This is a genomic window from Kitasatospora sp. NPDC002543, from assembly GCF_053594915.1.
Genome location: NZ_JBSFWR010000103.1, coordinates 1 through 22,580 on the forward strand (window position 1 = coordinate 1; position 22,580 = coordinate 22,580).

At 72.9% G+C, this 22,580-nt stretch carries 24 protein-coding genes; 11 read left to right on the top strand and 13 right to left on the bottom strand.

Going from position 1 to position 22,580, the window contains the following annotated elements:
* The 6 genes from ACWD4P_RS31075 to ACWD4P_RS31100 form a co-directional block, all read right to left on the bottom strand.
* On the bottom strand, positions 1-958 hold a 958-nt coding region (locus ACWD4P_RS31075), incomplete at its 3' end, for a beta-ketoacyl-ACP synthase III (RefSeq protein ID WP_449781958.1).
* Positions 959-1,080: 122 nt separating this feature from the next.
* Complete coding sequence (locus tag ACWD4P_RS31080; protein ID WP_449781959.1) at positions 1,081-2,346, bottom strand: L,D-transpeptidase family protein; 1,266 nt, start codon at positions 2,344-2,346, stop codon at positions 1,081-1,083.
* 125 nt (positions 2,347-2,471) lie between these two features.
* Positions 2,472-3,635 carry an aminofutalosine synthase MqnE gene (gene mqnE, locus ACWD4P_RS31085; RefSeq protein WP_359822722.1) on the bottom strand — a complete coding sequence of 388 codons (1,164 nt, stop codon included), beginning with the start codon at positions 3,633-3,635 and terminating at the stop codon, positions 2,472-2,474.
* A gap of 51 nt (positions 3,636-3,686) precedes the next feature.
* Entirely contained in the window at positions 3,687-4,649 is a 963-nt protein-coding gene (locus ACWD4P_RS31090) for a threonine ammonia-lyase (protein ID WP_359822719.1), read from the bottom strand.
* Positions 4,650-4,652: 3 nt separating this feature from the next.
* Entirely contained in the window at positions 4,653-5,111 is a 459-nt protein-coding gene (locus tag ACWD4P_RS31095) for an Lrp/AsnC family transcriptional regulator (protein WP_030055719.1), read from the bottom strand.
* A 119-nt stretch (positions 5,112-5,230) separates the two neighbouring features.
* Complete coding sequence (locus tag ACWD4P_RS31100) at positions 5,231-5,905, bottom strand: UbiX family flavin prenyltransferase (RefSeq protein WP_359822717.1); 675 nt, start codon at positions 5,903-5,905, stop codon at positions 5,231-5,233.
* Between the two features lie 146 nt (positions 5,906-6,051).
* Between ACWD4P_RS31100 and ACWD4P_RS31105 the strand changes: the two genes are divergently transcribed.
* Together ACWD4P_RS31105 and ACWD4P_RS31110 are read left to right on the top strand one after the other, a co-directional pair.
* Entirely contained in the window at positions 6,052-6,795 is a 744-nt protein-coding gene (locus ACWD4P_RS31105) for a cyclase family protein (RefSeq protein WP_359822714.1), read from the top strand.
* 67 nt (positions 6,796-6,862) lie between these two features.
* Positions 6,863-7,579: an MOSC domain-containing protein gene (locus ACWD4P_RS31110; protein ID WP_359822711.1), complete on the top strand. Its 717-nt coding sequence runs from the start codon at positions 6,863-6,865 to the stop codon at positions 7,577-7,579.
* Between the two features lie 30 nt (positions 7,580-7,609).
* On the opposite strand, the gene ACWD4P_RS31115 is transcribed toward ACWD4P_RS31110, so the two are convergent.
* A complete protein-coding gene (locus ACWD4P_RS31115; RefSeq protein ID WP_449781960.1) occupies positions 7,610-8,425 on the bottom strand; it encodes a TetR/AcrR family transcriptional regulator in 816 nt (271 codons plus the stop codon).
* Positions 8,426-8,526: 101 nt separating this feature from the next.
* Here ACWD4P_RS31115 and ACWD4P_RS31120 point away from each other — a divergent pair, with 101 nt between their 5' ends.
* From ACWD4P_RS31120 to ACWD4P_RS31130, 3 genes are all read left to right on the top strand, one after another.
* Positions 8,527-9,768, top strand: a complete 1,242-nt coding sequence (locus ACWD4P_RS31120; protein ID WP_449781961.1) for an FAD-dependent oxidoreductase — start codon at positions 8,527-8,529, stop codon at positions 9,766-9,768.
* Between the two features lie 90 nt (positions 9,769-9,858).
* Positions 9,859-10,248: a glycine cleavage system protein GcvH gene (gene gcvH, locus ACWD4P_RS31125; RefSeq protein WP_359822703.1), complete on the top strand. Its 390-nt coding sequence runs from the start codon at positions 9,859-9,861 to the stop codon at positions 10,246-10,248.
* Positions 10,249-10,310: 62 nt separating this feature from the next.
* Positions 10,311-11,066, top strand: coding sequence for an alpha/beta fold hydrolase (locus ACWD4P_RS31130; protein WP_359822700.1), 756 nt, complete (start codon positions 10,311-10,313; stop codon positions 11,064-11,066).
* Between the two features lie 132 nt (positions 11,067-11,198).
* Here the strand turns inward: ACWD4P_RS31130 and ACWD4P_RS31135 are convergent, their stop codons facing one another.
* Positions 11,199-11,768, bottom strand: a complete 570-nt coding sequence (locus ACWD4P_RS31135; RefSeq protein WP_449781962.1) for a hypothetical protein — start codon at positions 11,766-11,768, stop codon at positions 11,199-11,201.
* A 136-nt stretch (positions 11,769-11,904) separates the two neighbouring features.
* Between ACWD4P_RS31135 and ACWD4P_RS31140 the strand changes: the two genes are divergently transcribed.
* The gene (locus ACWD4P_RS31140) at positions 11,905-12,699 is read left to right on the top strand and encodes a hypothetical protein (protein ID WP_449781963.1); all 795 of its coding nucleotides are present in this window, start codon (positions 11,905-11,907) and stop codon (positions 12,697-12,699) included.
* Between the two features lie 6 nt (positions 12,700-12,705).
* On the opposite strand, the gene mqnP is transcribed toward ACWD4P_RS31140, so the two are convergent.
* Both mqnP and ACWD4P_RS31150 read right to left on the bottom strand, forming a co-directional pair.
* Entirely contained in the window at positions 12,706-13,620 is a 915-nt protein-coding gene (gene mqnP, locus ACWD4P_RS31145; RefSeq protein WP_449781968.1) for a menaquinone biosynthesis prenyltransferase MqnP, read from the bottom strand.
* The gene (locus ACWD4P_RS31150; protein WP_359822694.1) at positions 13,599-15,056 is read right to left on the bottom strand and encodes a menaquinone biosynthesis decarboxylase; all 1,458 of its coding nucleotides are present in this window, start codon (positions 15,054-15,056) and stop codon (positions 13,599-13,601) included. Before ACWD4P_RS31150 ends, mqnP begins: the two co-directional genes overlap by 22 nt.
* A 91-nt stretch (positions 15,057-15,147) precedes the next feature.
* On the opposite strand from ACWD4P_RS31150, the gene ACWD4P_RS31155 reads away from it, so the two are divergent.
* From ACWD4P_RS31155 to ACWD4P_RS31170, 4 genes are all read left to right on the top strand, one after another.
* Positions 15,148-15,570 carry a PLD nuclease N-terminal domain-containing protein gene (locus ACWD4P_RS31155; RefSeq protein WP_359822691.1) on the top strand — a complete coding sequence of 141 codons (423 nt, stop codon included), beginning with the start codon at positions 15,148-15,150 and terminating at the stop codon, positions 15,568-15,570.
* 452 nt (positions 15,571-16,022) lie between these two features.
* Positions 16,023-17,624 (top strand): acyl-CoA carboxylase subunit beta, encoded by a 1,602-nt coding sequence (locus tag ACWD4P_RS31160; RefSeq protein WP_359822688.1) that lies wholly within the window; start codon positions 16,023-16,025, stop codon positions 17,622-17,624.
* A 76-nt stretch (positions 17,625-17,700) separates the two neighbouring features.
* On the top strand, positions 17,701-17,910 hold the full coding sequence (locus ACWD4P_RS31165; RefSeq protein WP_449781964.1) for an acyl-CoA carboxylase epsilon subunit: 210 nt from the start codon (positions 17,701-17,703) through the stop codon (positions 17,908-17,910).
* Positions 17,911-18,141: 231 nt separating this feature from the next.
* On the top strand, positions 18,142-18,753 hold the full coding sequence (locus tag ACWD4P_RS31170; RefSeq protein WP_359822683.1) for a ScbR family autoregulator-binding transcription factor: 612 nt from the start codon (positions 18,142-18,144) through the stop codon (positions 18,751-18,753).
* Positions 18,754-18,804: 51 nt separating this feature from the next.
* On the opposite strand, the gene ACWD4P_RS31175 is transcribed toward ACWD4P_RS31170, so the two are convergent.
* Entirely contained in the window at positions 18,805-19,449 is a 645-nt protein-coding gene (locus tag ACWD4P_RS31175) for a ScbR family autoregulator-binding transcription factor (protein WP_359822680.1), read from the bottom strand.
* A gap of 349 nt (positions 19,450-19,798) precedes the next feature.
* On the opposite strand from ACWD4P_RS31175, the gene ACWD4P_RS31180 reads away from it, so the two are divergent.
* Positions 19,799-20,911 (top strand): ScbA/BarX family gamma-butyrolactone biosynthesis protein, encoded by a 1,113-nt coding sequence (locus tag ACWD4P_RS31180; protein ID WP_449781965.1) that lies wholly within the window; start codon positions 19,799-19,801, stop codon positions 20,909-20,911.
* 10 nt (positions 20,912-20,921) lie between these two features.
* Here ACWD4P_RS31180 and ACWD4P_RS31185 read toward each other — a convergent pair whose 3' ends face one another.
* Together ACWD4P_RS31185 and ccsB are read right to left on the bottom strand one after the other, a co-directional pair.
* The gene (locus ACWD4P_RS31185) at positions 20,922-21,308 is read right to left on the bottom strand and encodes a hypothetical protein (protein WP_359823660.1); all 387 of its coding nucleotides are present in this window, start codon (positions 21,306-21,308) and stop codon (positions 20,922-20,924) included.
* A 141-nt stretch (positions 21,309-21,449) separates the two neighbouring features.
* A complete protein-coding gene (gene ccsB, locus ACWD4P_RS31190; protein ID WP_359823657.1) occupies positions 21,450-22,577 on the bottom strand; it encodes a c-type cytochrome biogenesis protein CcsB in 1,128 nt (375 codons plus the stop codon).
* Between the last annotated feature and the right edge of the window lie 3 nt (positions 22,578-22,580).

The window sequence follows — 22,580 nt, forward strand, 5'->3', positions numbered from 1 at the left end:
GCGTGGTGGATTCGCCTGCCATGGCGGCTCGTTCGCCCCTCTGTTCCCGTTGCGCGTGGTGCCGTTCCCGCCGTTGCCCGGCGGGAGGGCGTCGGCCGCGCTCGACCAGCTTGGAGAAGGCCAGCGGGATGGAGGCGGCAGAGGTGTTGCCGGAGTGGACCACGTCCCGGGCCACCACGGCGTCCTCGCCGAGGCCCAGCTTGCCGGCGATCGCGTCGATGATCCGCAGGTTGGCCTGGTGCGGGACGAAGCCCTTCAGCTCGGAGGGGTCGATCCCGGCCCGCTCGCAGGCCTGGCGGGCCAGCGGGGCGAGCTGGGTGGTGGCCCAGCGGAAGACCGACTGGCCCTGCTGGCTGATCACCGGGTCCCAGCCGGTGATCACCACGGCGTCGCCCCGCTCCGGCTCGGAGCCCCAGACCACCGGCCCGATACCGGGTTCGGTGCCCTCGTCCTGGGCCTCGACCACCGCGGCGCCCGCGCCGTCGCCGAAGATCACGCAGGTGGAGCGGTCGGTCCAGTCGAGGGTGTCGGACATCCGCTCGGCGCCGATCACCAGGGCGCGGCGGGCCGAGCCGGCCCGGATCGCGTGGTCGGCGGTGGCCAGGGCGTACGAGAAGCCGGAGCAGACCGTGTTGATGTCGTACGCGGCGGGCGAGCGCACGCCCAGCCGGGCCGCCACGGCGGCCGCGGTGTTGGGGCTGCGTTCGATCGCGGTGCAGGTGGCGACCACGACCAGGTCGATCTCGTCCGCCGTCCGGCCGCTGTTGGCGAGCGCCTTCTGCGCGGCCTCGGTCGCGAGGTCGACCAGGGTCTCGTCCTCGGCGATGTGCCGGGTGCGGATGCCCACCCGGGTGCGGATCCACTCGTCATCGGTGTCGACGAGCGCCGTCAGGTCGCTGTTGGTGAGGACCTTGGGGGGCTGGTAGTGGCCGAGTGCCACAATGCGGGAACCGCTCATACTGCCATGGAACCGGGTTACCCGCTGGTCAGCATGGTATGACCGGCGACAGGATCCGCCCCCGCGATCTGTAGGAGGTGGACAAGGACCCTTGCGAGGCCCGGGTTCCGCTTCCCCGGAGGTCAGGCGGCCAGCGCGGTGGCGTCGCCCATCACGATGACCGGATGGGCGTTCGGGTCCAGGGTACGGATCAGCTGGGCCATCTTGTCCTCGGGGATCGACACGCAGCCGTGGGTCGGGCCGTCGTGGTCCACGTGGAGCCAGATGCCGCCGCCCTTCTTGGAGCCCATCGGGCGGCGCGGGTCGAGCGGGGAGTTGCCGGCGACGCGGTTGTAGTTGATCGCGACGACGTAGTCGAAGGAGCCGGCCAGCTGGTCGCCGAAGAAGCCCGTGCCGGAGACCACGAAGCTCGGGTCCTTGTCGTACGGGAGCTTGCTTCCCGGGTCCGCCTTGCGGCCGCCCGCGTCGGTGAGCTCGAACACGCCGATCGGGCTGCGCAGGTCGCCCTCGTTGTGATCGGTGGTCCAGCCGTTCTTGCCGTTGTGGCCCTGCCAGGTCTCGCCGGCCAGCCAGCGGCCCTCGGGGGTGCGGCTCCAGAGGACGACGGTGTTCTTGTCGGTGTTCTTGTCCTGACCGCTGGCGACGACGACCTGGGCGGTCTGCGCGGGGATCTTCGCGGTGAAGGCCGCGCCGAGGCCGGGTATCGCGGCGACCGAGCCGTCCGGGCGGGTCTGGCTGCGGTCGGCGGCCGGGGCCGCGGCGTGCCGGTCGGAGGCGGCCTGGGCGGCCGCGGGGGCCGGGGCGGGCTGGTCGGGCTTGCTGACGCCCTCCGGGCCGGGGCCGTCGGCGGCGGTGACGCCGGGCTTGGCGCCGTCCGGCCCGACGGCGTACCAGCCGGCGGTGGCGGCGACCAGGAGGGCGGTGCCGGCCATCACGGCCTTGCCGTGACGTTTCTGCTTGGCCTTGCGCCGCCGTCCCCGCGCGGCGGTCCGGGCGCCCGCCACGGGCGCCACGGGCGCGGCGGCAAGCACCACGGGCTCGGGCTCGTAGGACGCGGGCTCGTAGGACGCGGGGTCGTAGGGCTCGGGCTCGTAGGAGACGGGCTCGTACCGGGCGGCCCCGGGGTGGACCAGCTCGGGAGCGGCCGCGGCGTAGTGGACGGGCTCCGGGGCGGGCTCCGCACCGTACGGCCGGAACGGCTGCTCGTAGACCTCGTAGTACCCGTCGGGGCTCTGCCCGTACGGCTGGTACTCGCCCTGGTGGTAGCCCTGCTGGACCGGCTGCCGGTACGACCCGTCGCCCTCGTACTGCTGCTGCGGCATCGGGTCCACCGGCCCCTGCATCGGCTGGTGCGGCGGGTACGCGGTGGCACGATCAGAACCGGACATGCCGTCGATCCTGCCAAACGCCATACCCGTTGGTAAACCCGGGCCCCGTGCGGAGGCGGTGAAGACGACCGCCGCCCGGGCCGGGAACGGCCGGGGCGGCGGGGAGTCGCGCGGGTGGGACGGGGTCAGAGGCGCATCGCCTGCGGGGCCTCACGGCGCATCGGGTCCGGGCCCTCGTACTCGCGGATGACCTCGTAGCGGGTGTTGCGCTCCACCGGGCGGAAGCCGGCGTCGCGGATCAGCCCGAGCAGGTCGTCGCGGCCGAGCTTGTTCGGGGTGCCGAAGTTGTCCGCGTCGTGGGTGATCTTGTACTCGACCACCGAGCCGTCCATGTCGTCCGCGCCGTGGCTGAGCGCCAGCTGGGCGGTGGTGACGCCGTGCATCACCCAGAAGACCTTGACGTGCGGGACGTTGTCGAAGAGCAGCCGGGAGACCGCGAAGGTCTTCAGCGCCTCGGCGCCGGTGGCCATCTCCGTGCGGGCCATCAGCTTGTTGCGCACGACGCCGTCCTTGGAGTCGTGGAAGTCGTGCTGGTAGCGCAGCGGGATGAAGACCTGGAAGCCGCCGGTCTCGTCCTGGAGCTCGCGCAGCCGCAGCACGTGGTCCACCCGGTGGCGGGGCTCCTCGATGTGGCCGTACAGCATGGTGGCCGGCGTCTTGAGGCCCTTGCTGTGCGCGAGGCGGTGGATCCGCGACCAGTCCTCCCAGTGGGTGTCGTGGTCGACGATGTGCTGGCGGACCTCCCAGTCGAAGATCTCCGCGCCGCCGCCGGTCAGCGACTCCAGACCGGCGTCGATCAGCTCGTCCATGATCTCGTCGGCGGACAGGCCGCTGATCTTCTCGAACCAGTGGATCTCGGTGGCGGTGAAGGCCTTCAGCGAGACGTTCGGCAGGGCCGCCTTCAGCTCCCGCAGCGAGCGCGGGTAGTAGCGCCACGGCAGGGTCGGATGCAGGCCGTTCACGATGTGCAGCTCGGTGAGGGACTCGCTCTCCATCGCCTTGGCGAGGCGGACGGCCTCCTCGATGCGCATCGTGTACGCGTCCTTCTCGCCCGGCTTGCGCTGGAACGAGCAGTACGCGCAGGACGCGTTGCACACGTTGGTCATGTTGAGGTGGCGGTTGACGTTGAAGTGGACGACGTCGCCGTTCTTCTTCGTCCGCACGTGGTGGGCCAGCCCGCCCAGCCAGGCCAGGTCGTCGCTCTCGTAGAGCGCGATCCCGTCCTCGCGGGTCAGCCGCTCACCCGCGTAGACCTTCGCCTCCAGCTCGCGCTTGAGCCCTGCGTCCATGCGGTGCCCCGCCTCCTCCGACTTCGATTCCTTGCCGGAACGAGCGTACGCCTATGCCGACAGCAGCTCGGCGAGCAGTGCCGGGTCGATGTTCCCACCGCTGACCACGGCCGCCACCGCCTGGCCCCCGGTCTCGGCGGCGCGGTGGAAGTAGGCCGCCGGGGCGACGGCCCCGGAGGGTTCGGCGACCAGCCGGCCGCGGCGGGCCAGCACGGCCACGGTGGCCCGGATCTCGTCCTCGGTGACGGTGACGATGTCGTCCACGTAGGCCGTGACGTGCTCGAACGGCAGCACGCCGAGCGACGGGGTGCGCAGCCCGTCCGCGATGGTCCGGTAGGTGTCGGCGACCGGCCACTCGACCCGGCGGCCGGCCCGCAGGCTGGCCCGGGCGTCGGCGGCCAGCTCGGGCTCCACGCCGATCACCCGGATGCCGGGGCGGGTGAGCTTGAGCGCGGCCGCCGTCCCGCCGATCAGGCCGCCGCCGCTGACCGGCACCAGCACGGTGTCCAGCTCGGCGGGGGCGTCCTCGGCGATCTCCAGGCCGACCGTGCCCTGACCCGCGATGATGTACGGGTCGTCGTACGGGGGCACCCAGACGTAGCCGTGCTTCGCGGCCAGCTCGCCGGGCAGGGTGTCCCGCTCCTCCGGCGCGACCACGATCACCTCGGCGCCGAACGAGCGGGTGGCCTCCACCTTCACCGCGGGCGAGGTGTCCGGCATCACGATCACGGCCTTGATGCCGAGCTCCCGGGCCGCGTACGCCACCGCCTGGGCGTGGTTGCCGCTGGACTGGGCGACCACGCCCCGGGAGCGCTCGTCCTCGGTGAGGGCGGCCAGCCGGTTGTAGGCGCCGCGGGTCTTGAAGGCCCCGGTCGGCTGGAGGTTCTCGGGCTTCAGCCAGAGCCGCCGTTCACCCTCGGCCGCCCAGGGGGCGGGAACCAGTGGGGTGCGCACGGCGACCCCCGTGATCCGCTGCCGAGCCGCACGCAGCTCCTCCAGACCGACCAGCGCCATACGTCACTCTCCTACAGGAGGAAGTTCACTCACCCGGTTTTCCCACTTGGTGGAGAGTACGACGGTGGTGCGGGTCCGGGCCACGCCCTTCGTGCCCGAGATCCGCTTCACCACCGACTCCAGGCCGGCCACGTCGGCCACCCTGACCTTCAGCATGTAGGAGTCGTCACCGGCGATGAACCAGCAGTCCTCGACCTCGTTGAGGTCCTTCAGCCGGAACGCCACGTCCTCGTGGTCGGCGGCGTCCGTGAGCTGAAGGCCGATCAGGGCCGTGACGCCGAAGCCGAGCGAAGCCGGGTTGACCGTCGCCCGGTAGCCGGTGATGACCCCGGCCTGCTCCAGGCGGTTGATCCGGTCCGTGACGCTCGGGCCGGAGAGCCCGACGAGACGGCCCAACTCGGCGTAGGACGCGCGGCCGTTCTCCCGGAGCGCCTGGATGAGCTGTCTGTCCACCGTGTCCATATACCGTCCGCGTCCTTCCGAACCTCACCAGACCCACAGATCATTATCCGGATTCAAAGGCGCTGCGCGCCGAACGACCCGGATATCGCAGAGAAGATACTCTCCCGCGCCCGGTCTCCTTACTCCCCCTCAGCCGGAGTGCCGTCCGCGGCGGCCGTCCTGCGGCCCGCCGCCCCCAACTCGCCCTCCCAGCGCAGGTACAGGGAATGCGGCACGTCGACGGCGTCCAGCACCCGTCCGGCCACGAAATCCACGAGTTCGCGCACGGTGGAGCCACCGGCGTAGAAACCGGGTGAGGCGGGCAGCACGACCGCCCCCTGTGCGTCGAGCTCCACCAAGTGCTTCAACGTCACCCCGTTGAGTGGTGTCTCGCGCACGCAGACGACGAGCGGGCGGCGCTCCTTGAGGGTGACGCTGGCGACGCGCTGCAGCAGGTCCTTGCTCAGTCCGAGCGCGATCCCGGCGACCGCGCCGGTGGTCGCGGGCACCACGAGCATGCCCTTGGCCGGGTAGGAGCCGCTGGACGGGCCGGCCGCGAAGTCCCCGGCGGGCCAGTAGCGGACGTCGTCCAGGCCCTCGTCGCTCCCGAGCCAGGCGGCCAGGTCGGCGCGCCAGTGGGCGTCCCGGAAGGAGATGCCGGTCTCGTCCAGGATGGTGAGCCGGGCGGCGCGGCTGACGATCAGGTCCACCGCCTCGCCGGCGGCCAGCAGCGCACGGATCACCGAGGCCGCGTACGGCGTCCCCGACGCGCCCGAGACCCCGACCACCCACGGCTGACGCTTCGCAGTTCCCATGGGGCATTTCTATCCGGCTTCGTCCGGTTCGTTCACCCCGCCCTCCGCACCGGACCGGGCCGGGGCGGCGGCCGGGCCGGGCGGGCGCGGCGACCCGGTCCGGTCGAGGGGTCCACGGGGCGGACGGGGGCTGGGAGGATGGGCGCATGGCAGCGACCCTCGTCGACCTCACCCATCAGGTGACCACCGCGATGCCGGTCTACCCCGGCGATCCGGCCGTCCTGCTGGAGCCCGCGCTCACCACGGCCACCGCCGGGGTGAACGTGCTGGCCCTGCACCTCGGCTCGCAGTCCGGGACGCACGTGGACGCGCCGTACCACGTGGACGTCACCTGGCCGACCCTGGACGGGCTGCCGCTGGAGCGGTTCACCGGCCCGGCCGTGGTCGCCGACCTGCGCGGGCTGGAGCCCCGGGCGGCCGTCACCCCCGGGCTGCTGGCGCCGGCCCTGGAGCGGGCCGGTGAGGGCACCGTGCTGCTGCTGGCCACCGGCTGGGCCCGGCACTGGGGCACCGACGCCTACCTCGCCCACCCCAGCCTGACCCCGGCCGCCGCCGAGGCGATCGTCGCCGCCGGGGTGCGGACGGTCGGGGTGGACGCGCTCAGCGTCGATCCGACCCCCGACCCGGGCCCGGGCGATCCGGCGGTGGCCGCGCTGCTCGCGGACCTCACCGACGAGCACGACCCCGGCGCCGCCGACGAGCCCACGCTCGCCGCCCACCGGGTACTGCTGGGGGCGTCCGGCGGCGGGGTGATCGCCGAGAACCTGACCGACCTGCGGCCGCTGCTGGCGGCCCAGGAGGCGGGGCGGCCGGTGGAGGTCTCGCTGTTCCCGCTGCGGCTGGTCGCGGCGGACGGCGCACCGGTGCGGGCGGTGGCCCGGCTGGGCTGAACCGGCGGGTAACCTCACCGCACTTGGTCTAGACCATCCCCCGTCAACGCCAGTACGCTTTCCGGCCATGGCTGAGATCATCGGAGTGATCGAGCGAATCTGGCGCTACCCCGTGAAATCCACCGGCGGCGAGCGGCTCGACTCCGTCGAGGTGGACGAACGCGGCCTGGCCGGCGACCGCCTGTACGCCGTCCGCGACGCGGCCGGGAAGCTCGGCTCGGGCAAGAACACCCGCCGCTTCCGCCGGATGGACGGCCTGCTCCGCCTCTCCGCCCGGCTCGGCCACCGGATCGACGGCCCCGAGCTGTTCGATCCGCTCGGCCGCCCGGTCGACCGGCCGAACGCCTTCCTGCGCGCCTACCTCCAGCGCGAGGACGTCGAACTCGCCCGCGAGGACGCCGTCTCGCACTTCGACCGGCTCCCGGTCAGCGTGCTCAGCACGGCCACCCTGGACTGGGCCCGCGAGGCCGTCCCCTTCGCCGTCGTCGACGAACGCCGCTTCCGCCCCAACATCGTGCTGCGCACCCCGCCCGGCACCCCGCCGTTCGTCGAGGACACCTGGCTCGGCCGCCTCGCCTCCGCCGAGGCCCCCGGCAGCGCCCGGCTCTCCTTCGTCGCCTCCAGCGAGCGCTGCGCGATGAGCGGCGCCCCGCAGCCCGGACTGCCGCACGCCCCCGAGATCCTCAAGGCCGTCGTGCACGCCCACGACGGCCGGCTCGACGCCCTCGCCGAGGTCGCCGCGCCCGGTCGGCTGCGGGTCGGCGACCGGCTCGCCCTGGGCTGACCGCCCGGCCGGCGGACGGGCCGGCCCCGCTCAGCCGCGGAGTCCGGGGGCGGCGCCGTCCCCGGACTCCGCCGCGGGCAGGGCGACCGCGCGCAGGTAGGCGTCCGCGAAGATCTCGACGGTCTCCTCCATCGAGGGCAGCCCGGCCCCCGGGACGGCCTCCAGCACCGGCCGCATCAGCACGTGGTTGAGCAGCGGGCCGAGCAGCAGCTGGACCAGCACCGACGTCGGCAGCGGTCTCAGCCGGCCGGCCCGCACGTGCGGCAGCAGCAGCCGGTCCAGGCTGTCGAGCGCCCTCGGCAGGTTGACGGCCATCACCCGGGCGGCGGGGCCGTCCGGCCGGCCGAGCAGGTCGGCGAAGACCGCCGGAACGATCCGCGGCTCGTGCGCGAAGGCCGCGACGAAGACGGCGTGGAGCGCCCGCACGACGTCCTCCAGGTGCTCCGGCGGGTCGTCCGCGAGGGCCTCCAGGTCGGGCAGCGCGGAGTGCCGCTCGAAGACGGCGGCGAACAGGCCGTCCCGCCCCTCGAAGACGGTGTGCAGGCTGGGCAGCGAGCAGTCGGCCCGGTCCGCCACCGCGTCCAGGGTGACCTCACCCAGGCCGCGCTCGGCCACCAGCACCGCCGCCGCCGCGATCGCGCGCTCGCGCACCGGCGGCCGTCCGCCCGGATCGACGCCCGCCTCGCGGACCGCCTCGTCCAGCGCCGCCCGGGAGCCGCCGAGCCTGCGCAGCAGCGTGCTGCGGGAGATCCCGGCCGCCGCGGCGATCGCCGTCAGCGGGACGTCGGCGACGTCCTGGCCCCGTTCCTTCGCGGCCGCGAGGGCGGCCGTCACCAGCTCTCTCATGTGAAGCATCGTACTGCTTGACACCTGGAACGGTTCCAGAGATTCTATATATGCAGGTTCCACACGGACGGTGATCGATCGAACACTGAAAGGGGAGAACCATGAGCGTCGTGATCTCCGGCGGCGGCCCCGCCGGGATGATGCTGGGCCTGATGCTGGCGCGCGCCGGCGTCGAGGTGACCGTGCTGGAGAAGCACGGGGACTTCCTGCGCGACTTCCGCGGGGACACCGTCCACGCCTCCACCGTGCGGCTGATGGACGAACTCGGCCTCGGCGAGAAGTTCGCCGCCCTGCCGCAGAGCCGCCTCGGCAACCTGGTCGTCCAGGTGCCGGGCGTGGGCCCCGTCGCCCTCAGCGCCTACGACCGGATGCGGCCCCCGTACAACTACATCGCCATGATCCCGCAGTGGGACCTCCTGAACTTCCTGGTCGCGGAGGCCCGGCAGGAGCCCGCCTTCACCCTGCGGATGAACACCGAGGCGACCGGCCTGCTCCGCGAGGGCGGCCGGGTGGCCGGCGTCCGGTACCGCACCGGGGACGGCGAGGAGGGCGAGCTGCGCGCCGACCTCACCGTCGCCGCCGACGGCCGGCACTCCACCCTGCGCCGGGCGGCCGGCCTGGTGCCCCGGGAGTTCCCGATACCCTTCGACGTCTGGTGGTTCCGGCTGCCCCGGCACCCCCACGAGCGCTCCGCGCCGCCCAACCTCGTCCCCGGCTTCGGGCACGGCGACATCGCCCTGAGCCTCACCCGCGACGACTACTTCCAGATCGGCTACTTCCGGGCCAAGGGCTCCGACCCGCAGGTGCGCGCCGAGGGCGTCGAACGCTTCCGCGCCCGGATCGCCGCACTGCTGCCCCGGTACGCCGACCGGGTCGACCAGCTGGCCACCCTGGACGACGTCCACCTGCTCGACGCCCGGCTCAACCGCCTGCACCGCTGGTACGCCGACGGGCTGCTGCTGATCGGCGACGCCGCCCACGCGATGTCCCCGGCCGGCGGGGTGGGCATCAACCTCGCCATCCAGGACGCCGTCGCCGCCGCCACCCTGCTCGCCGAACCGCTGCGCCGCGGCCGCCCGACCACCGCGGCACTCGCCCGGGTGCAGCGGCGCCGGTGGCGGCCGACAGTGATCATGCAGCGGATGCAGCGGGTCCTGCACAGCCTCATGTTCGAACCGGTGCTCAGCGGCCGGCGGATCGGCCCGCCGCGCCGACTGGTGCTGGCGGCCCGCTTCGTGCCCGGCTTCCGGCAGGGGCTCTCCCGGCTGATCGCCATGGGCCCGCTCCCCGAGCACGCCCCGGCCTTCGCCCGGCGCGACGCCCGACCGCACTCGATCGGGTGAGTGTCGCGGCGGCGCGGCGGGGTCTGCGGCAGGCTTCACGTCGTCGCACCTGACTCGGCGTCAGGACGCAACGGCCACAAGGAGAACCGCATGGCAAACATCCCGAAGAACCTCACGTACACCCGGGAGCACGAGTGGGTGGAGACGGTGGGGAAGGACCGGGTCCGCGTCGGCATCACCGACTACGCGCAGAAGCAGCTCGGCGACATCGTCTTCGTCGAACTCCCCGAGGTCGGCCGCAAGGTCGAGGCCGGCTGGGAGTTCGGCACGGTGGAGTCGGTCAAGTCGGTGAGCGTGCTCTACTCGCCGGTCTCCGGGGTGATCGCCGCGGTCAACACCGACCTGGGCGACGATCCCGAAACGCTCAACTCCGACCCGTACGGCGACGGCTGGATCATCGAGATCACGCCCTCCAAGGCCGCCGAGCTGAAGGAACTGCTCACGGCCGCGCAGTACGAGACCGAGGTCGGCGGGGAGTAGCGCCACCGATTCCCCGCGGACCGTCCGTTCGGACGGGCGGTCCGCGGGGAACGACCGTTGGCATGACGATCCCTCACCGCCTGATCGGCACCGGCGACCACCACGTCCTGGTCCTGCACGACTGGTTCGGCACCAGCGCGGGCTGGGGCCCCTTCCTCGACTACCTCGACGGCGACGCCTTCGGCTACGCGTTCCTCGACTACCGCGGCTACGGGCAGCGCAAGGACGCCGCCGGCGCGTACACGCTCGCCGAGATCGCCTCCGACGCGCTCGCCCTGGCCGACCAGCTCGGCTGGGACCGCTTCTCGCTGGTCGGCCACTCGATGGGTGGCAAGGCGGCCCAGCAGGTGCTCGCCGAGGCGCCGTCGCGGGTGCGCAAGCTGGTCGGCCTGGCCCCGGTGCCGGCCGGGCCGTACCCGATGGACGAGGCGGCCGAGGCCCTGTTCCACGGCGCCGCCGAGGACCGGGAGAAGCGCTTCGCCATCCTGGACCTGGTCACCGGCCGACGGGCCGGCCGGGTCTGGCTGGACCACATGGTCGACCAGTCCCTGCGGCTCTCCACCGTCAAGGCCTTCGGCACCTACGTCCACGACTGGACGACCGCCGACCTGCGGCCCCGGATCGACGGCAACCCCGTGCCGGTCAAGGTCATCGTCGGCGAGCACGACCTCGCCCTCTCCACCGAGGTGATGCGCGGCACCTTCCTCACCCACTACCCCAACGCCGAACTGGAGGAGCTCGCCGGCACCGGGCACTACCCGATGTACGAGGCCCCGGTGGCCCTGGCGGTGTCCCTGGAGGGCTTCCTGCACGACTGACGCACCGCCCGCCCCGGGGCCTTCCGTATGATCCGGTGATCATGAACGACCAGGAGCTCTGGCACCGGCTGGACGGACGCGCCCCGGCTGGACGGCTGAGCGCCGGGGAGCCGGGAGCGGCGGTGGGTGCCGTCAGTCGTGGAGGGTGACGCCGGGCAGCGGGTCACCGGCGGCGTCGAACAGCGGGGTCCCGCAGTCGCAGCGCTCGTCGGCCAGGGTCTCGTCCGGCGGCAGTTCCCAGACGTGCGTGCGCGCGCAGTCCGGGCAGTTCAGGCTGATCAGGACCTCCTCGGACGCCGAGCCCCAGGCCCGCACCGGGAAGCCCTCGTGCAGCAGGCCGTCCGGCTCCTGCCCGCCGGTCCGCGCGACCAGCAGCTCGTAGGCGTCGGTGCCGCTGTGCCACTGCAGGAGCGTGCAGCCGAGACCGCTCAGCACCCCGGCCAAGTGGTCGAGTTGGCGGACCGGGAGGTCACCGCGGCGCAGCGCCGGGTCGGCCTCGGCGGCCTGCCGGACGGCGGTGGTGTCGACGCCCGCCGGCTCCGCCCCGAAGGCCCGGACCCGGCCGGCCGCGAACGCCGCCAGCTCCTCCGGTTCCTCCTCGCCGGTCCAGTCCAGGCCGAACAGCACCTCGTCGATCCGGACCCCGCGGGCCCGCTCGTCGGGGGTCAGCACCAGCTCCGTCAGTTCCGTCAGCTCCGTCACACCGGGCACGTTACCGACTTCCGTGCGGGCCAAGGCCCGTGGGGTCCGCGCTGGTCTCGGGCCGGGTAGACGCTGACGCATGGACCGGAGACCCGCGAGCATGGGGCGTCTCACCCTCGTCGCTTACGTTCGATACATGACAGATGAGCGAGTGGACGGCACGTCGCCGGTGCTGGTGATCGGCGTCTCCGGGGCGGTCGGACGGCACGTCGGGCTTCAGCTCGCGGCCTCCGGGGTGCGGGCGCGGACGCTGCCCGATCGGGGCCTGCTCGCCCCGGCGACGCTGGAGGCGGCGGTGCAGGGCGCCCGCGCGGTGCTGCTGGGATGGCCGTTCCCGACCGCGGACGGGGCGACGGACGCCGTGGGCGTGCTCGCCCGGGAGGTCGGGCGGGTGGTGTTCCTGTCCTCCGCCGTCCCCGGCCGGCCGGAGGGCGCGGTCGAGGCGCTGCTCGCCGGCAGCGGGGTGCCGCACACGGTGCTGCGGGCGCACGGCTTCGCCGCCGCGCTGCAGTGGGCGCCGGAGATCAGGGCCGGGGGCGCGGTGCGGGGCTACGGCGGCGCGGCCGGGCTGAACCCGGTGGACGAGCGGGACGTCGCGGCGGTCGCCGTCCGGGCCCTGGTCGAGGACGGCCACGACGGTGCCCGGTACCTGCTGACCGGCCCGGAGTGCCCCACCCAGGCCGAGCAGGTGGAGATCATCGGCGCGGCCGCCGGCCGGGCGGCCGAGTGGCGGGAGATCACCCGCGAGGCCGCCCGTCGCCGGATGTCCGCCGGGGGCCGGCCACCGGCCGCCGTCGACGAAGTGCTGGACTTCATCCAGGCCCGGATCACCGCCCCGGAGCCGGCCACCACCACCGTCCTGGACCTCACCGGCCACCCCGCCCGCGGCTTCCGGGCCTGGGCGGACGACCACGCCGCCCTGTTCCGCTGAGCGCGCTCAGACCCCGAGGCCGCGGACGACCAGGTCCACCAGCGCGAAGAAGAACAGCGAGACGCCCACGAAGCTGTTGGTCTGGAAGAACGCCCGGTTGAGCTTCGACAGGTCGTTCGGCTTGACGATGGTGTGCTCGTACACGAACGCGCCCGCGACGACCGCCAGGCCGATCCAGAACGCCGCTCCGGCGTGCGTCAGGACCGCGAACCAGCCCAGCAGCAGCGTGGTGAGGGCGTGGCACACCCGCGCGCCCCGGATGGCCGCCGGGACGCCGTACCGCGCGGGCACCGAACGGACCCCGTTCTCGCGGTCGGACTCGACGTCCTGGCAGGCGTAGATGAGGTCGAAGCCGCCGATCCAGATGCCGACGGCCGCGCCCAGCACGACCGCCTCCCAGGACCAGCTGCCCGTCACCGCGAGCCAGGCGCCGACCGGCCCCATCGCCTGGGCCAGGCCCAGGATCGCCTGCGGGAAGTTCGTGAACCGCTTGCCGTACGGGTAGACCACCATCGGCACCACCGCGACCGGCGCGAGCGCCAGGCACAGCGGGTTGAGCATCGCGGCCGCCCCGAGGAAGACCACCAGGGCGACGGCGGACCCGACGTACGCGGTCCGCAGCGACACGGCGCCGGTGACCAGTTCGCGGGTGGCGGTCCGCGGGTTCCGGGCGTCGATCTCGCGGTCGATGATCCGGTTGGCGGCCATGGCGAAGGTCCGCAGCCCGACCATGCAGACCGTGACGACGAGCAGCTCGCTCCAGTGCACCCGCCGGTCGGCGAGGAACATCGCCGTCAGCGCGGCGATGTAGGCGAAGGGCAGGGCGAAGATCGAGTGCTCGAACACCACGAGGCGCAGGAACGCCCTGGTGCGCCCGGGGGTCTCGGCGGCGGCCGTGCTCACAGTCCGTACTCCTTCCAGCGGCGCGACACCAGGGCGGCGGTCGCCGGGTCCGAGGACACCATCTCGGGCCAGCCGCCGTCCCGGGTGTACCCCTCCTCGGGCAGCTTGCGGGTGGCGTCGATGCCGGCCTTGCCGCCCCAGAACTGCTGGTACGAGGCGTGGTCCAGGTGGTCCACGGGGCCCTCGACCACGGTGAGGTCGCGGCTGTAGTCGACGTTGCCGAAGGCCCGCCAGGCGACTTCCTGGTAGTCGTGCACGTCGCAGTCGGAGTCCACCACGATGATCAGCTTGGTCAGCGACATCATGTGCGCGCCCCAGATCGCGTGCATCGTCTTCTGGGCGTGCTTGGGGTACTTCTTGTCGATCGAGACGATCACGCAGTTGTGGAAGCCGCCGGCCTCGGGCAGGTCGTAGTCGACGATGTCCGGGATGATGATCTTCAACAGCGGCAGGAAGAACCGCTCGGTGAACTTGCCCAGCGGGCCGTCCTCCGTCGGCGGGCGGCCGACCACGATGGACTGGAGGATCGGGCGGCGGCGCATCGTCACGCAGTCGATCTTCAGCGCCGGGAACGGCTCCTGCGGGGTGTAGAAGCCGGTGTGGTCGCCGAACGGGCCCTCGGGGAGCATCTCGCCGGGCTCCAGCCAGCCCTCCAGGACCACCTCGGCGTCGGCCGGCACCTGCAGCGGCACCGTCTTGCAGTCGACCATCCGGACCCGCTCCCCGGCGACGAAGCCGGCGAAGAGGTACTCGTCGATGTCGCCCGGCAGCGGCGCGGTGGCCGCGTAGGTGACGGCCGGGGGGCAGCCGAAGGCGATCGCGACCGGGAGGCGCTCGCCGCGCTTGGCCGCCACCGCGTAGTGGTTGCGGCTGTCCTTGTGGATCTGCCAGTGCATGCCGATGGTGCGGCGGTCGTGCCGCTGGAGCCGGTAGAGGCCCAGGTTGCGGACGCCGGTGTCCGGGTCCTTGGTGTGGGTCAGGCCCAGGTTGAAGAAGGATCCGCCGTCCATCGGCCAGGTGAAGAGGGCGGGCAGCTCGTCCAGGTCGACGTCGTCACCGGTGAGCACGACCTCCTGCACCGGGGCGTCGCCCGGCTTCACGTGCCGGGGCGGGACGTGCGCCATCGAGGCGAGCTTCCCGAAGGCGTCCCGGAAGCCGGTGAAGCCCTGCGGCAGCTCGGGCTTGAGCAGGCCGGCGATCTTCTCGGAGATGTCGTCCGGGCCCTTGAGGCCGAGCGCCTTGGCCAGCCGGCGCTCGGTGCCGAAGACGTTCATCGCGAGCGGCATCGACGAGCCCTTGACGTTCTCGAAGAGCAGCGCCGGACCCTTGGCCTTCTGCACCCGGTCGACGATCTCCCCGACCTCCAGGTGCGGGTCCACCTCCGCCTTGATGCGCTTGAGGTCGCCCTCGCGGTCGAGGGCCCGGAGAAACGAGCGGAGATCGTCGTATGCCATGCCTGTCAGTATCCGCCACCCGATAGCCTGGCTCTGTCAAGGGCCCCTGGAAGGCGCCCGCCGCCGTCGCCGCCCGGGGGAGATCCCAGCTGTGTTGAGGATTCTTCTGACCATCATCCTGCCGCTCGCGCTCTGGGTCTGGGCGTTCGTGGACTGCCTGACCACGCCCGAGGACGAGGTGAAGCACCTGCCCAAGGTGGTCTGGGTGCTGATCGTGCTGCTCTTCCCCCCGCTGGGCCCGATCGCCTGGCTGATCGCCGGCAAGCAGCGGGGCTTCCTGTCGGCCGCGCCCGCCGGAGCCCACCCGGGGTACCCGGCCGACGACCGCACGGGCCGCGCCGCCCGGCGCGGCGGGCGTCCGCTGGCCCCGGACGACGACCCCGAGTTCCTCGCCTCGTTGAAGAAGAGCGACAAAGACCACGAGGACATGCTCAAGCAGTGGGAGGCCGATCTGCGCCGCCGCGAGCGGGAGCTGCGCGACGGCGACGAGCCCGAGGACGGCAGGAAGAGCTGATCGGAGCGGGTCCGCCCGCTCGCCCGGACAGCCCACCCCCACGGTGCGGGGTGGGTTTCGGCGTTTTTGGCGCTTCCCTACGACTCCGCACGCCCTCACCCGGACGGCGGCCCGTCGGCGACCCGGCTTGAGCGGGCCTTGAGCGCGGCGCAAGAGGGCTGGCCTACATTACTGAAAGACGGCCCTGACCTGCGCTTTCCTTCATGCTCAGATCATCGGACCATCATCTGTTCGACAACCCCCGGTATCCGAATGAACACCGAGCGCTCATTGACCGAACCGACCGCTTCTGTGCAGGCCTGACAGCTAAACGAACTCGACCTTGTACGGAATCGACGCCGAAACCAGCGCACGGCCCCTCGTACAGTCATAAGTGAAGAAAGTGATTCGCAGCCGGGGGCACAGCAGACGTTGGCTGTCGGACAGTTCCCTCACCCTTGGAGTGGTTCGAGATGACGGTTGTGCATGAGGCGCCGGTCGACGGCGAGGTCCCGGAGGTCCCGGCCGACGCCCGCGGGCGGGTCGCCGAGCTGCACGAGCTGCGCGAGAAGGTCCGCCGCGGCCCCAGCGACAAGGCCACCGAGGCCCAGCACGCCAAGGGCAAGCTGACCGCCCGCGAGCGCATCGAGCTGCTGCTGGACGAGGGCTCCTTCCAGGAGGTCGAGCCGCTGCGCCGGCACCGCGCCCAGGGCTTCGGCCTGGAGGCCAAGAAGCCGCACACCGACGGCGTGATCGTCGGCTGGGGCACCGTACACGGGCGCACCGTCTTCACCTACGCGCACGACTTCCGGATCTTCGGCGGCGCACTGGGCGAGGCCCACGCGCAGAAGATCCACAAGATCATGGACATGGCCATCGCGGCCGGCGCCCCGCTGGTCTCGCTGAACGACGGCGCCGGCGCCCGCATCCAGGAGGGCGTCACCGCCCTGGCCGGCTACGGCGGCATCTTCCAGCGCAACACCAAGGCCTCCGGCGTCATCCCGCAGATCTCGGTGATGCTCGGCCCGTGCGCCGGCGGCGCCGCGTACTCCCCCGCGCTGACCGACTTCGTCTTCATGGTCCGCGAGACCTCGCAGATGTTCATCACCGGCCCGGACGTGGTCCAGGCCGTGACCGGCGAGAAGATCACCCAGAACGGCCTCGGCGGCGCGGACGTGCACGCCGGCGTCTCGGGCGTCTCCCACTTCGTCTACGACGACGAGCAGTCCTGCATCGAGGAGGTCCGCTACCTCCTGTCGCTGCTGCCGCAGAACAACCGCGAGATGCCGCCGTCCGTGGTGAGCGAGGACCCGGTCGCCCGGCGCAACGACAGCCTGCTGGACCTGGTGCCCGCCGACGGCAACCGCCCGTACGACATGCGCAAGGTGATCGAGGAGGTCGTCGACCACGGCGAGTACCTGGAGGTCCACGAGCGCTGGGCCACCAACGTGCTCTGCGTGCTCGCCCGGATCGACGGCCACGTCGTCGGCATCATCGCCAACCAGCCGCAGTCGCTGGCCGGCGTGCTGGACATCAACGCGAGCGAGAAGGCCGCCCGCTTCGTCCAGATGTGCGACGCCTTCAACATCCCGCTGGTCACCCTGCTCGACGTCCCCGGCTTCCTGCCCGGCGTGGACCAGGAGCACGGCGGCATCATCCGCCACGGCGCCAAGCTGCTGTACGCGTACTGCAACGCCACCGTGCCGCGCATCTCGCTGATCCTGCGCAAGGCCTACGGCGGCGCCTACATCGTGATGGACTCCCGCTCGATCGGCGCCGACCTGTCCTACGCCTGGCCGACCAACGAGATCGCCGTGATGGGCGCCGAGGGCGCGGCCAACGTCATCTTCCGGCGCGAGATCAACGCCGCCGAGGACCCGGACGCCATGCGCGCCCAGAAGATCAAGGAATACAAGAGCGAGCTGATGCACCCGTACTACGCGGCCGAGCGCGGCCTCGTGGACGACGTCATCGACCCCGCCGAGACCCGCCAGGTGATCGCTTCCGCCCTGGCCATGCTCCGCACCAAGCACGCCGACCTGCCCAGCCGCAAGCACGGCAACCCGCCGATGTGACGGCCGGCCGCACCGCGGCGGTCCGCACCGCCGCGCACCCACCTCAGACCACAGCCACCGGGGGAGAAACCAGGACATGACCGCTTCCGCCGAACCCCTCGTCCGCATCGTCCGCGGCAGCCTCACCGACGAGGAACTCGCCGCCCTGACCGCCGTCCTCGCCGCGCGTGCCGCCGTCGCGCAGCAGGCCGCCGCCACCGTGCCGGTCGAGCCGATCGCCAGCTGGCAGCGCCTGGAGCGCCGCCCGGCGTACTACTCGCCGTTCAGCTGGCAGCAGGCCGCCTGACGGCTCACGGCCCCCGGGCTCTTTCTGCCGACGGCCGGTCACCCACCCCGGGTGACCGGCCGTCGGGCGTTCCCCCGGCTCCGTTCCACGGCCCTCCGGCCGGTCGGCCGGGGCCCGGAGCGGCCCGCGGAGGGCTCGGTAGGATGCCTACCGGACGGTATGCGTCCGCCACCCATTCCGCCCCCATAGGATCGGCCGCTGCCGAGACCAGAACTTTCCAGGGAGGCTGCGATGGCCAGGCAGGCCCGCGCGCTGGCGACCCGCCAGGCGGTACTCGTCGCGGCGGCCGAGGTGTTCGACGAGCGGGGCTACGCCGCCGCCACGATGTCCGAGATCCTGGAACGGGCCGGCGTCACCAAGGGCGCGCTGTACTTCCACTTCCGCTCCAAGGAGGAGCTGGCGCTCGCCGTCATCGAGGGGCAGGGCGTCTTCATCTCCGGCTGGGCACCCGTCTCGGACAGCCCGATGCAGAACCTGATCGACCTCGGGTACGCCTTCGCCCGCGCGCTGCGGACCGACCCGCTGGTGCGCGGCAGCATCCGGCTGACGATCGAGCACGGCAGCTTCACCCAGCCGCAGCTCGCGGCCTACCAGGGCTGGATGGACACGGTCCGCGCGCTGCTGGCGCAGGCCCGGGAGGCCGGCGAGCTCCACCCGGGGGTCGACCTGACCGCGGCCGCCGGGGTGATCCAGGGGGCCGTCACCGGCATCCAGCTCAGCTCCCAGGTGCTGGCAGACCGGCAGGACCTGATCCGTCGGCTGGCCGACCTCTGGACGCTGCTGCTGCCCGGGCTGGTCCAGCCGCACGCGCTCGCCCGGCTGAGCCTCGCCGAGCGCGTCTGAGCCACCGGGCGGGGCCGACGGCCCCGGCGGTCCGGGCCCGGCCGACCGGGATCAGACCCGGTAGCCCGTCCTGCGCTCGGCTCCCACCAGGGCCGGCAGCGCGGCCGTCCACAGCCGGCTCACGGTCTCCGGCCCGGGCCGACCGGTCTCCTCCCCCGCGAGCAGCACCTGGCCGGCCGCCACCGCGGTGAGCAGTTCGGCCGCGGCCCGCCGGTCCACCCCCGGGCACAGCTCACCGGCCCCGGCGGCGCGGTCCAGCAGCCGGTGGACGACCGCGGTGAGGCTGCGCCAGGCGGCGTCGGGGCCCACCGCGGCGGGCTGCCCGTCCGGCTCCTGCGGGGCGCCGTCCCGGCGCGGGCCCTGGCGGCCGAGCCGCACCCCGGCCCGCACCACCACGTCCTCGCGCAGCATCCGGGCCAGCTCGTGCGAGAAGTCGATCAGTCCCTGGAGGGCCGGGCCGTCGGAGCGCAGCGCGCGCAGCGCGGCCGAGCCGATCTCCCGGCCGGAGGCGATGCGCACCCCGTCGGCGAGGGCCTGCTTGGACACGAAGTGGAAGTAGAGGGCCCCCTTGCTCACCCCCGCCCGGCGGCTGATGTCGACCAGGCTGGCGGCCTCGAAACCCACCCGCGCGAAGGCCTCCGCGGCAGCGAGCAGTACGGCCTGCCGGGTCCGCCCAGCCCGTTCCTGCTTGACCACTGGCCCCCTCCGGACTCGGCCGGGCGCGATCCCCGCCCCACCCGGCTGCTGTCGGCGCGGCCCCTGCCGGGGCGGCGCTCGCATGCGGACGGAACCTTCCGAAACCGCATGGTTGGTATCTAATCTAGCGCCTGCTTCACCCCCGCCGTCCAGCGGGGACGGGCCCCCATCGATGGTCCGCGCTCCCCCGAACGGGCATTCCCCCAGCCCAGGGGCCAGGTAGCGTGGTCGAGCCGGAGAGCGCGGACTGGGCACCCCCAGTCGCCGAAGACAAACCGGGTGGTATGTATGTTTTGCTCGGACGGCCGTGGCGGCCGCTCCGACCGACACCCTGAAGCGGGGGCCAGTCATGCCATCGATCGTAGAACCGGACCCGGACGGCCCGTACGCCCACCCCGGGCCGGGCAGCGGCGGCTTCGACTTCCACGACGGCCCCGCGACCGGCTACGACTTCCACGACCGGACCGTCTCCCGGCACCTGGTGCACCGCGCCTCGGTGTCCGAGGTGTTCCTCACCGGCTGGCAGGCCACCGGCCCGCACGACTTCCTGCTCGGCGCCCAGTGGCCCCGGCTGCACGGCTTCTACCGGCTGCCCGGCGACCGCTACCACGACCCGGTGCTGCTGGCCGAGACGATCCGGCAGGCCGGACTGCTGATCGGCCACGCCGGGTTCGGGGTGCCGCGCGGCCACCACTTCGTCATGGAGGACCTCTCCTACGCGCTCGACGGGCCCGGACTGCCCGGCCTGGCCGTCACCGCCGGCCCCGCCTCGCTGATGCTGGCCGTCGGCTGCGAGGACGTCCGGATGCGGCCCGGCGAACTGGTGTCGCTGCGGGTGCGCGTCGACGTCACCCGGGACGGCCTGCCGATCGGCCGCGGCAGCGGCCGGCTGCGGGTCGTCTCCCCCTCCTCGTACGCCCGGCTGCGCGGCCACGCCCGCCGGGCCGTCCCGCCGCGGCCGCCGGCGCCCGCCGCACCCCAGCTGGTCGGCCGGGTCCAGCCCGCGGACGTCGTGCTCAGCCCGACCCTGGCACCGGACACCTGGCTGCTGCGCGCCGACGCCACCCACCCGGTGCTGTTCGACCACGCGCTGGACCACGTGCCCGGGATGCTGGTGCTGGAGGCCGCCCGGCAGGCCGCCCAGCGGCTGCGCCACCCCGAACCGGTGGTGCCGGTCGAGCTGGTGGGCTCCTTCGACCGCTACATCGAACTGGACCGGCCCTGCTTCGTCCGCGCTGTCCCCGAGCCGACCGCCGGACCGGCCGCGGCGGGCGGCCGGCTCCCGGTGCGGGTCCAGCTGATCCAGGACGGCCGGACGGCGGCCGAGTGCCTGCTGCTCACCGCGCCGTCGGAGGACCCTGCCGAGGGCCCGACGGTGCCGCCGGCCCGGCGGGACGCCTACGACGGCCGCCCCGCCGCGCCGGGCCTCGACGGCGGCACCCGGCTGCCGCTGGCGAGCTGACCCCGCCCGGTCAGGCGGCCATCAGGGCGGCCGGCCGGCCCGCGTGCATCACGCTGAGGTTGGTCGCCAGCCGGACCGGGTCCTGGGCCAGCCAGAGCCGCAGCGCCGCGCCCAGGGCGGCGCTGGCCGACTCGATCCGGACGTCGGTGATCTGCGCGATCCGGGCCGCGCCGGGCACCAGCAGGTCGGCCAGCGGGGTCGGCAGCCAGACCGTCAGGGCGCACGGCGCGGGCACCGCCAGCGCCCCCAGCAACCGGTAGGCGTCCCCCGGAGCGCTGAGCGTGGGGATGATGTCCAGCAAGGCGTCGGACACCACCTCGGACACGTCGCTCCGGTGTCCCTGGGCGAGCCGGCGGAGCAGCATGCGCTCGGCGGCGGTGATTCGGACGGTCAGCATGACCTCGTCGCACTCCATTGCGCGATTTCCTCCTCAGTTCCCTCTCGCACCGGCCGGCGGCCGGCACGCACTACCCCTGTCGCACCTCGGCCCGGCTACCTGTGGGAGAGAGCCGGGCCGGTGGGTGATCGTGTGCCCCGGTCAGATCCCCGCGTAGGAGTGCTTTCCGGTGACGAAGATGTTCACGCCGTAGTAGTTGAAGAGCCAGCAGGCGAACGCCGCCAGCGCCAGGTAGGCGGCCTTGCGGCCCTTCCAGCCGGCCGTCGCGCGGGCGTGCAGGTAGCAGGCGTAGGCGACCCAGGTGATGAACGACCAGGTCTCCTTCGGGTCCCACTCCCAGTACTTGCCCCAGGCCGCCTCGGCCCAGATCGCGCCCGCGATGATGGTGAAGGTCCACAGCGGGAAGACCAGCGCGTTGATCCGGTAGGACAGCTTGTCGAAGGTCGACGCGGCGGGCAGCCGGCGCCAGATCGACGCCGAGGTGCCCAGCGGGCCGGTGGTGAGACCGGCCGCCATGCGCTTGTCGAAGGCGTCCTTGCCGATGTACAGCAGCGTCGCGATGAACGCCGCGTAGAACGCGCCGCCGCAGAAGATCGCGGTGGAGACGTGGATCGCCAGCCACGGCGAGTGCAGCGCCGGGACGAGCTGCTCGGAGTCGGTGTAGAGCACCGTGGTCGCGATGCCGAGGGTCAGCAGCCCCGCGAGGACGACCGGCAGGCCGAGCCAGCGGACGTTCTTCTTCGCGGCCAGCAGCACCAGGTACGCCGCCGTCATCGCGAAGGCGAAGGCGCAGGAGAACTCGTACATGTTGCCCCACGGCCAGCGGGAGACCGACAGGCCGCGGGTGACGATCCCGCCGACGTGCAGCGCGGCGCCGAGCACGGTGAGCGAGACGGCGATCCGGCCGGCCAGGTCGGCCCGCTCACTGGTGCCGGCCGCGCCCGGGCCGTCCTCCTCCTCGGTGCCGCGCCCGCTGGTGACCACCGTCGCGCCCTCGCCCGCGACCGCGGTGCGGGTGAGCGTGGTGGTGCCGCCGCCGGCCCCCGCCACGGTGACGGTGACCTTCTTGGCACCCTTCGGCGCCGCCGCGACGGCCTCGCCGAGGGTGCCCGACTGCTCCTTCGAGCGGACGGCGACGGCGCCCTTGCTGCCGAAGGTCCACTCGATCATGTGGGCGAACATGGCGAGCGTGTAGACCACCATCGCCGAATAGATCAGCTTGTTGGAGAGGTCGGCCAGCTGTGGGTCGACCGCCGAGGCGAGTTGCACCGT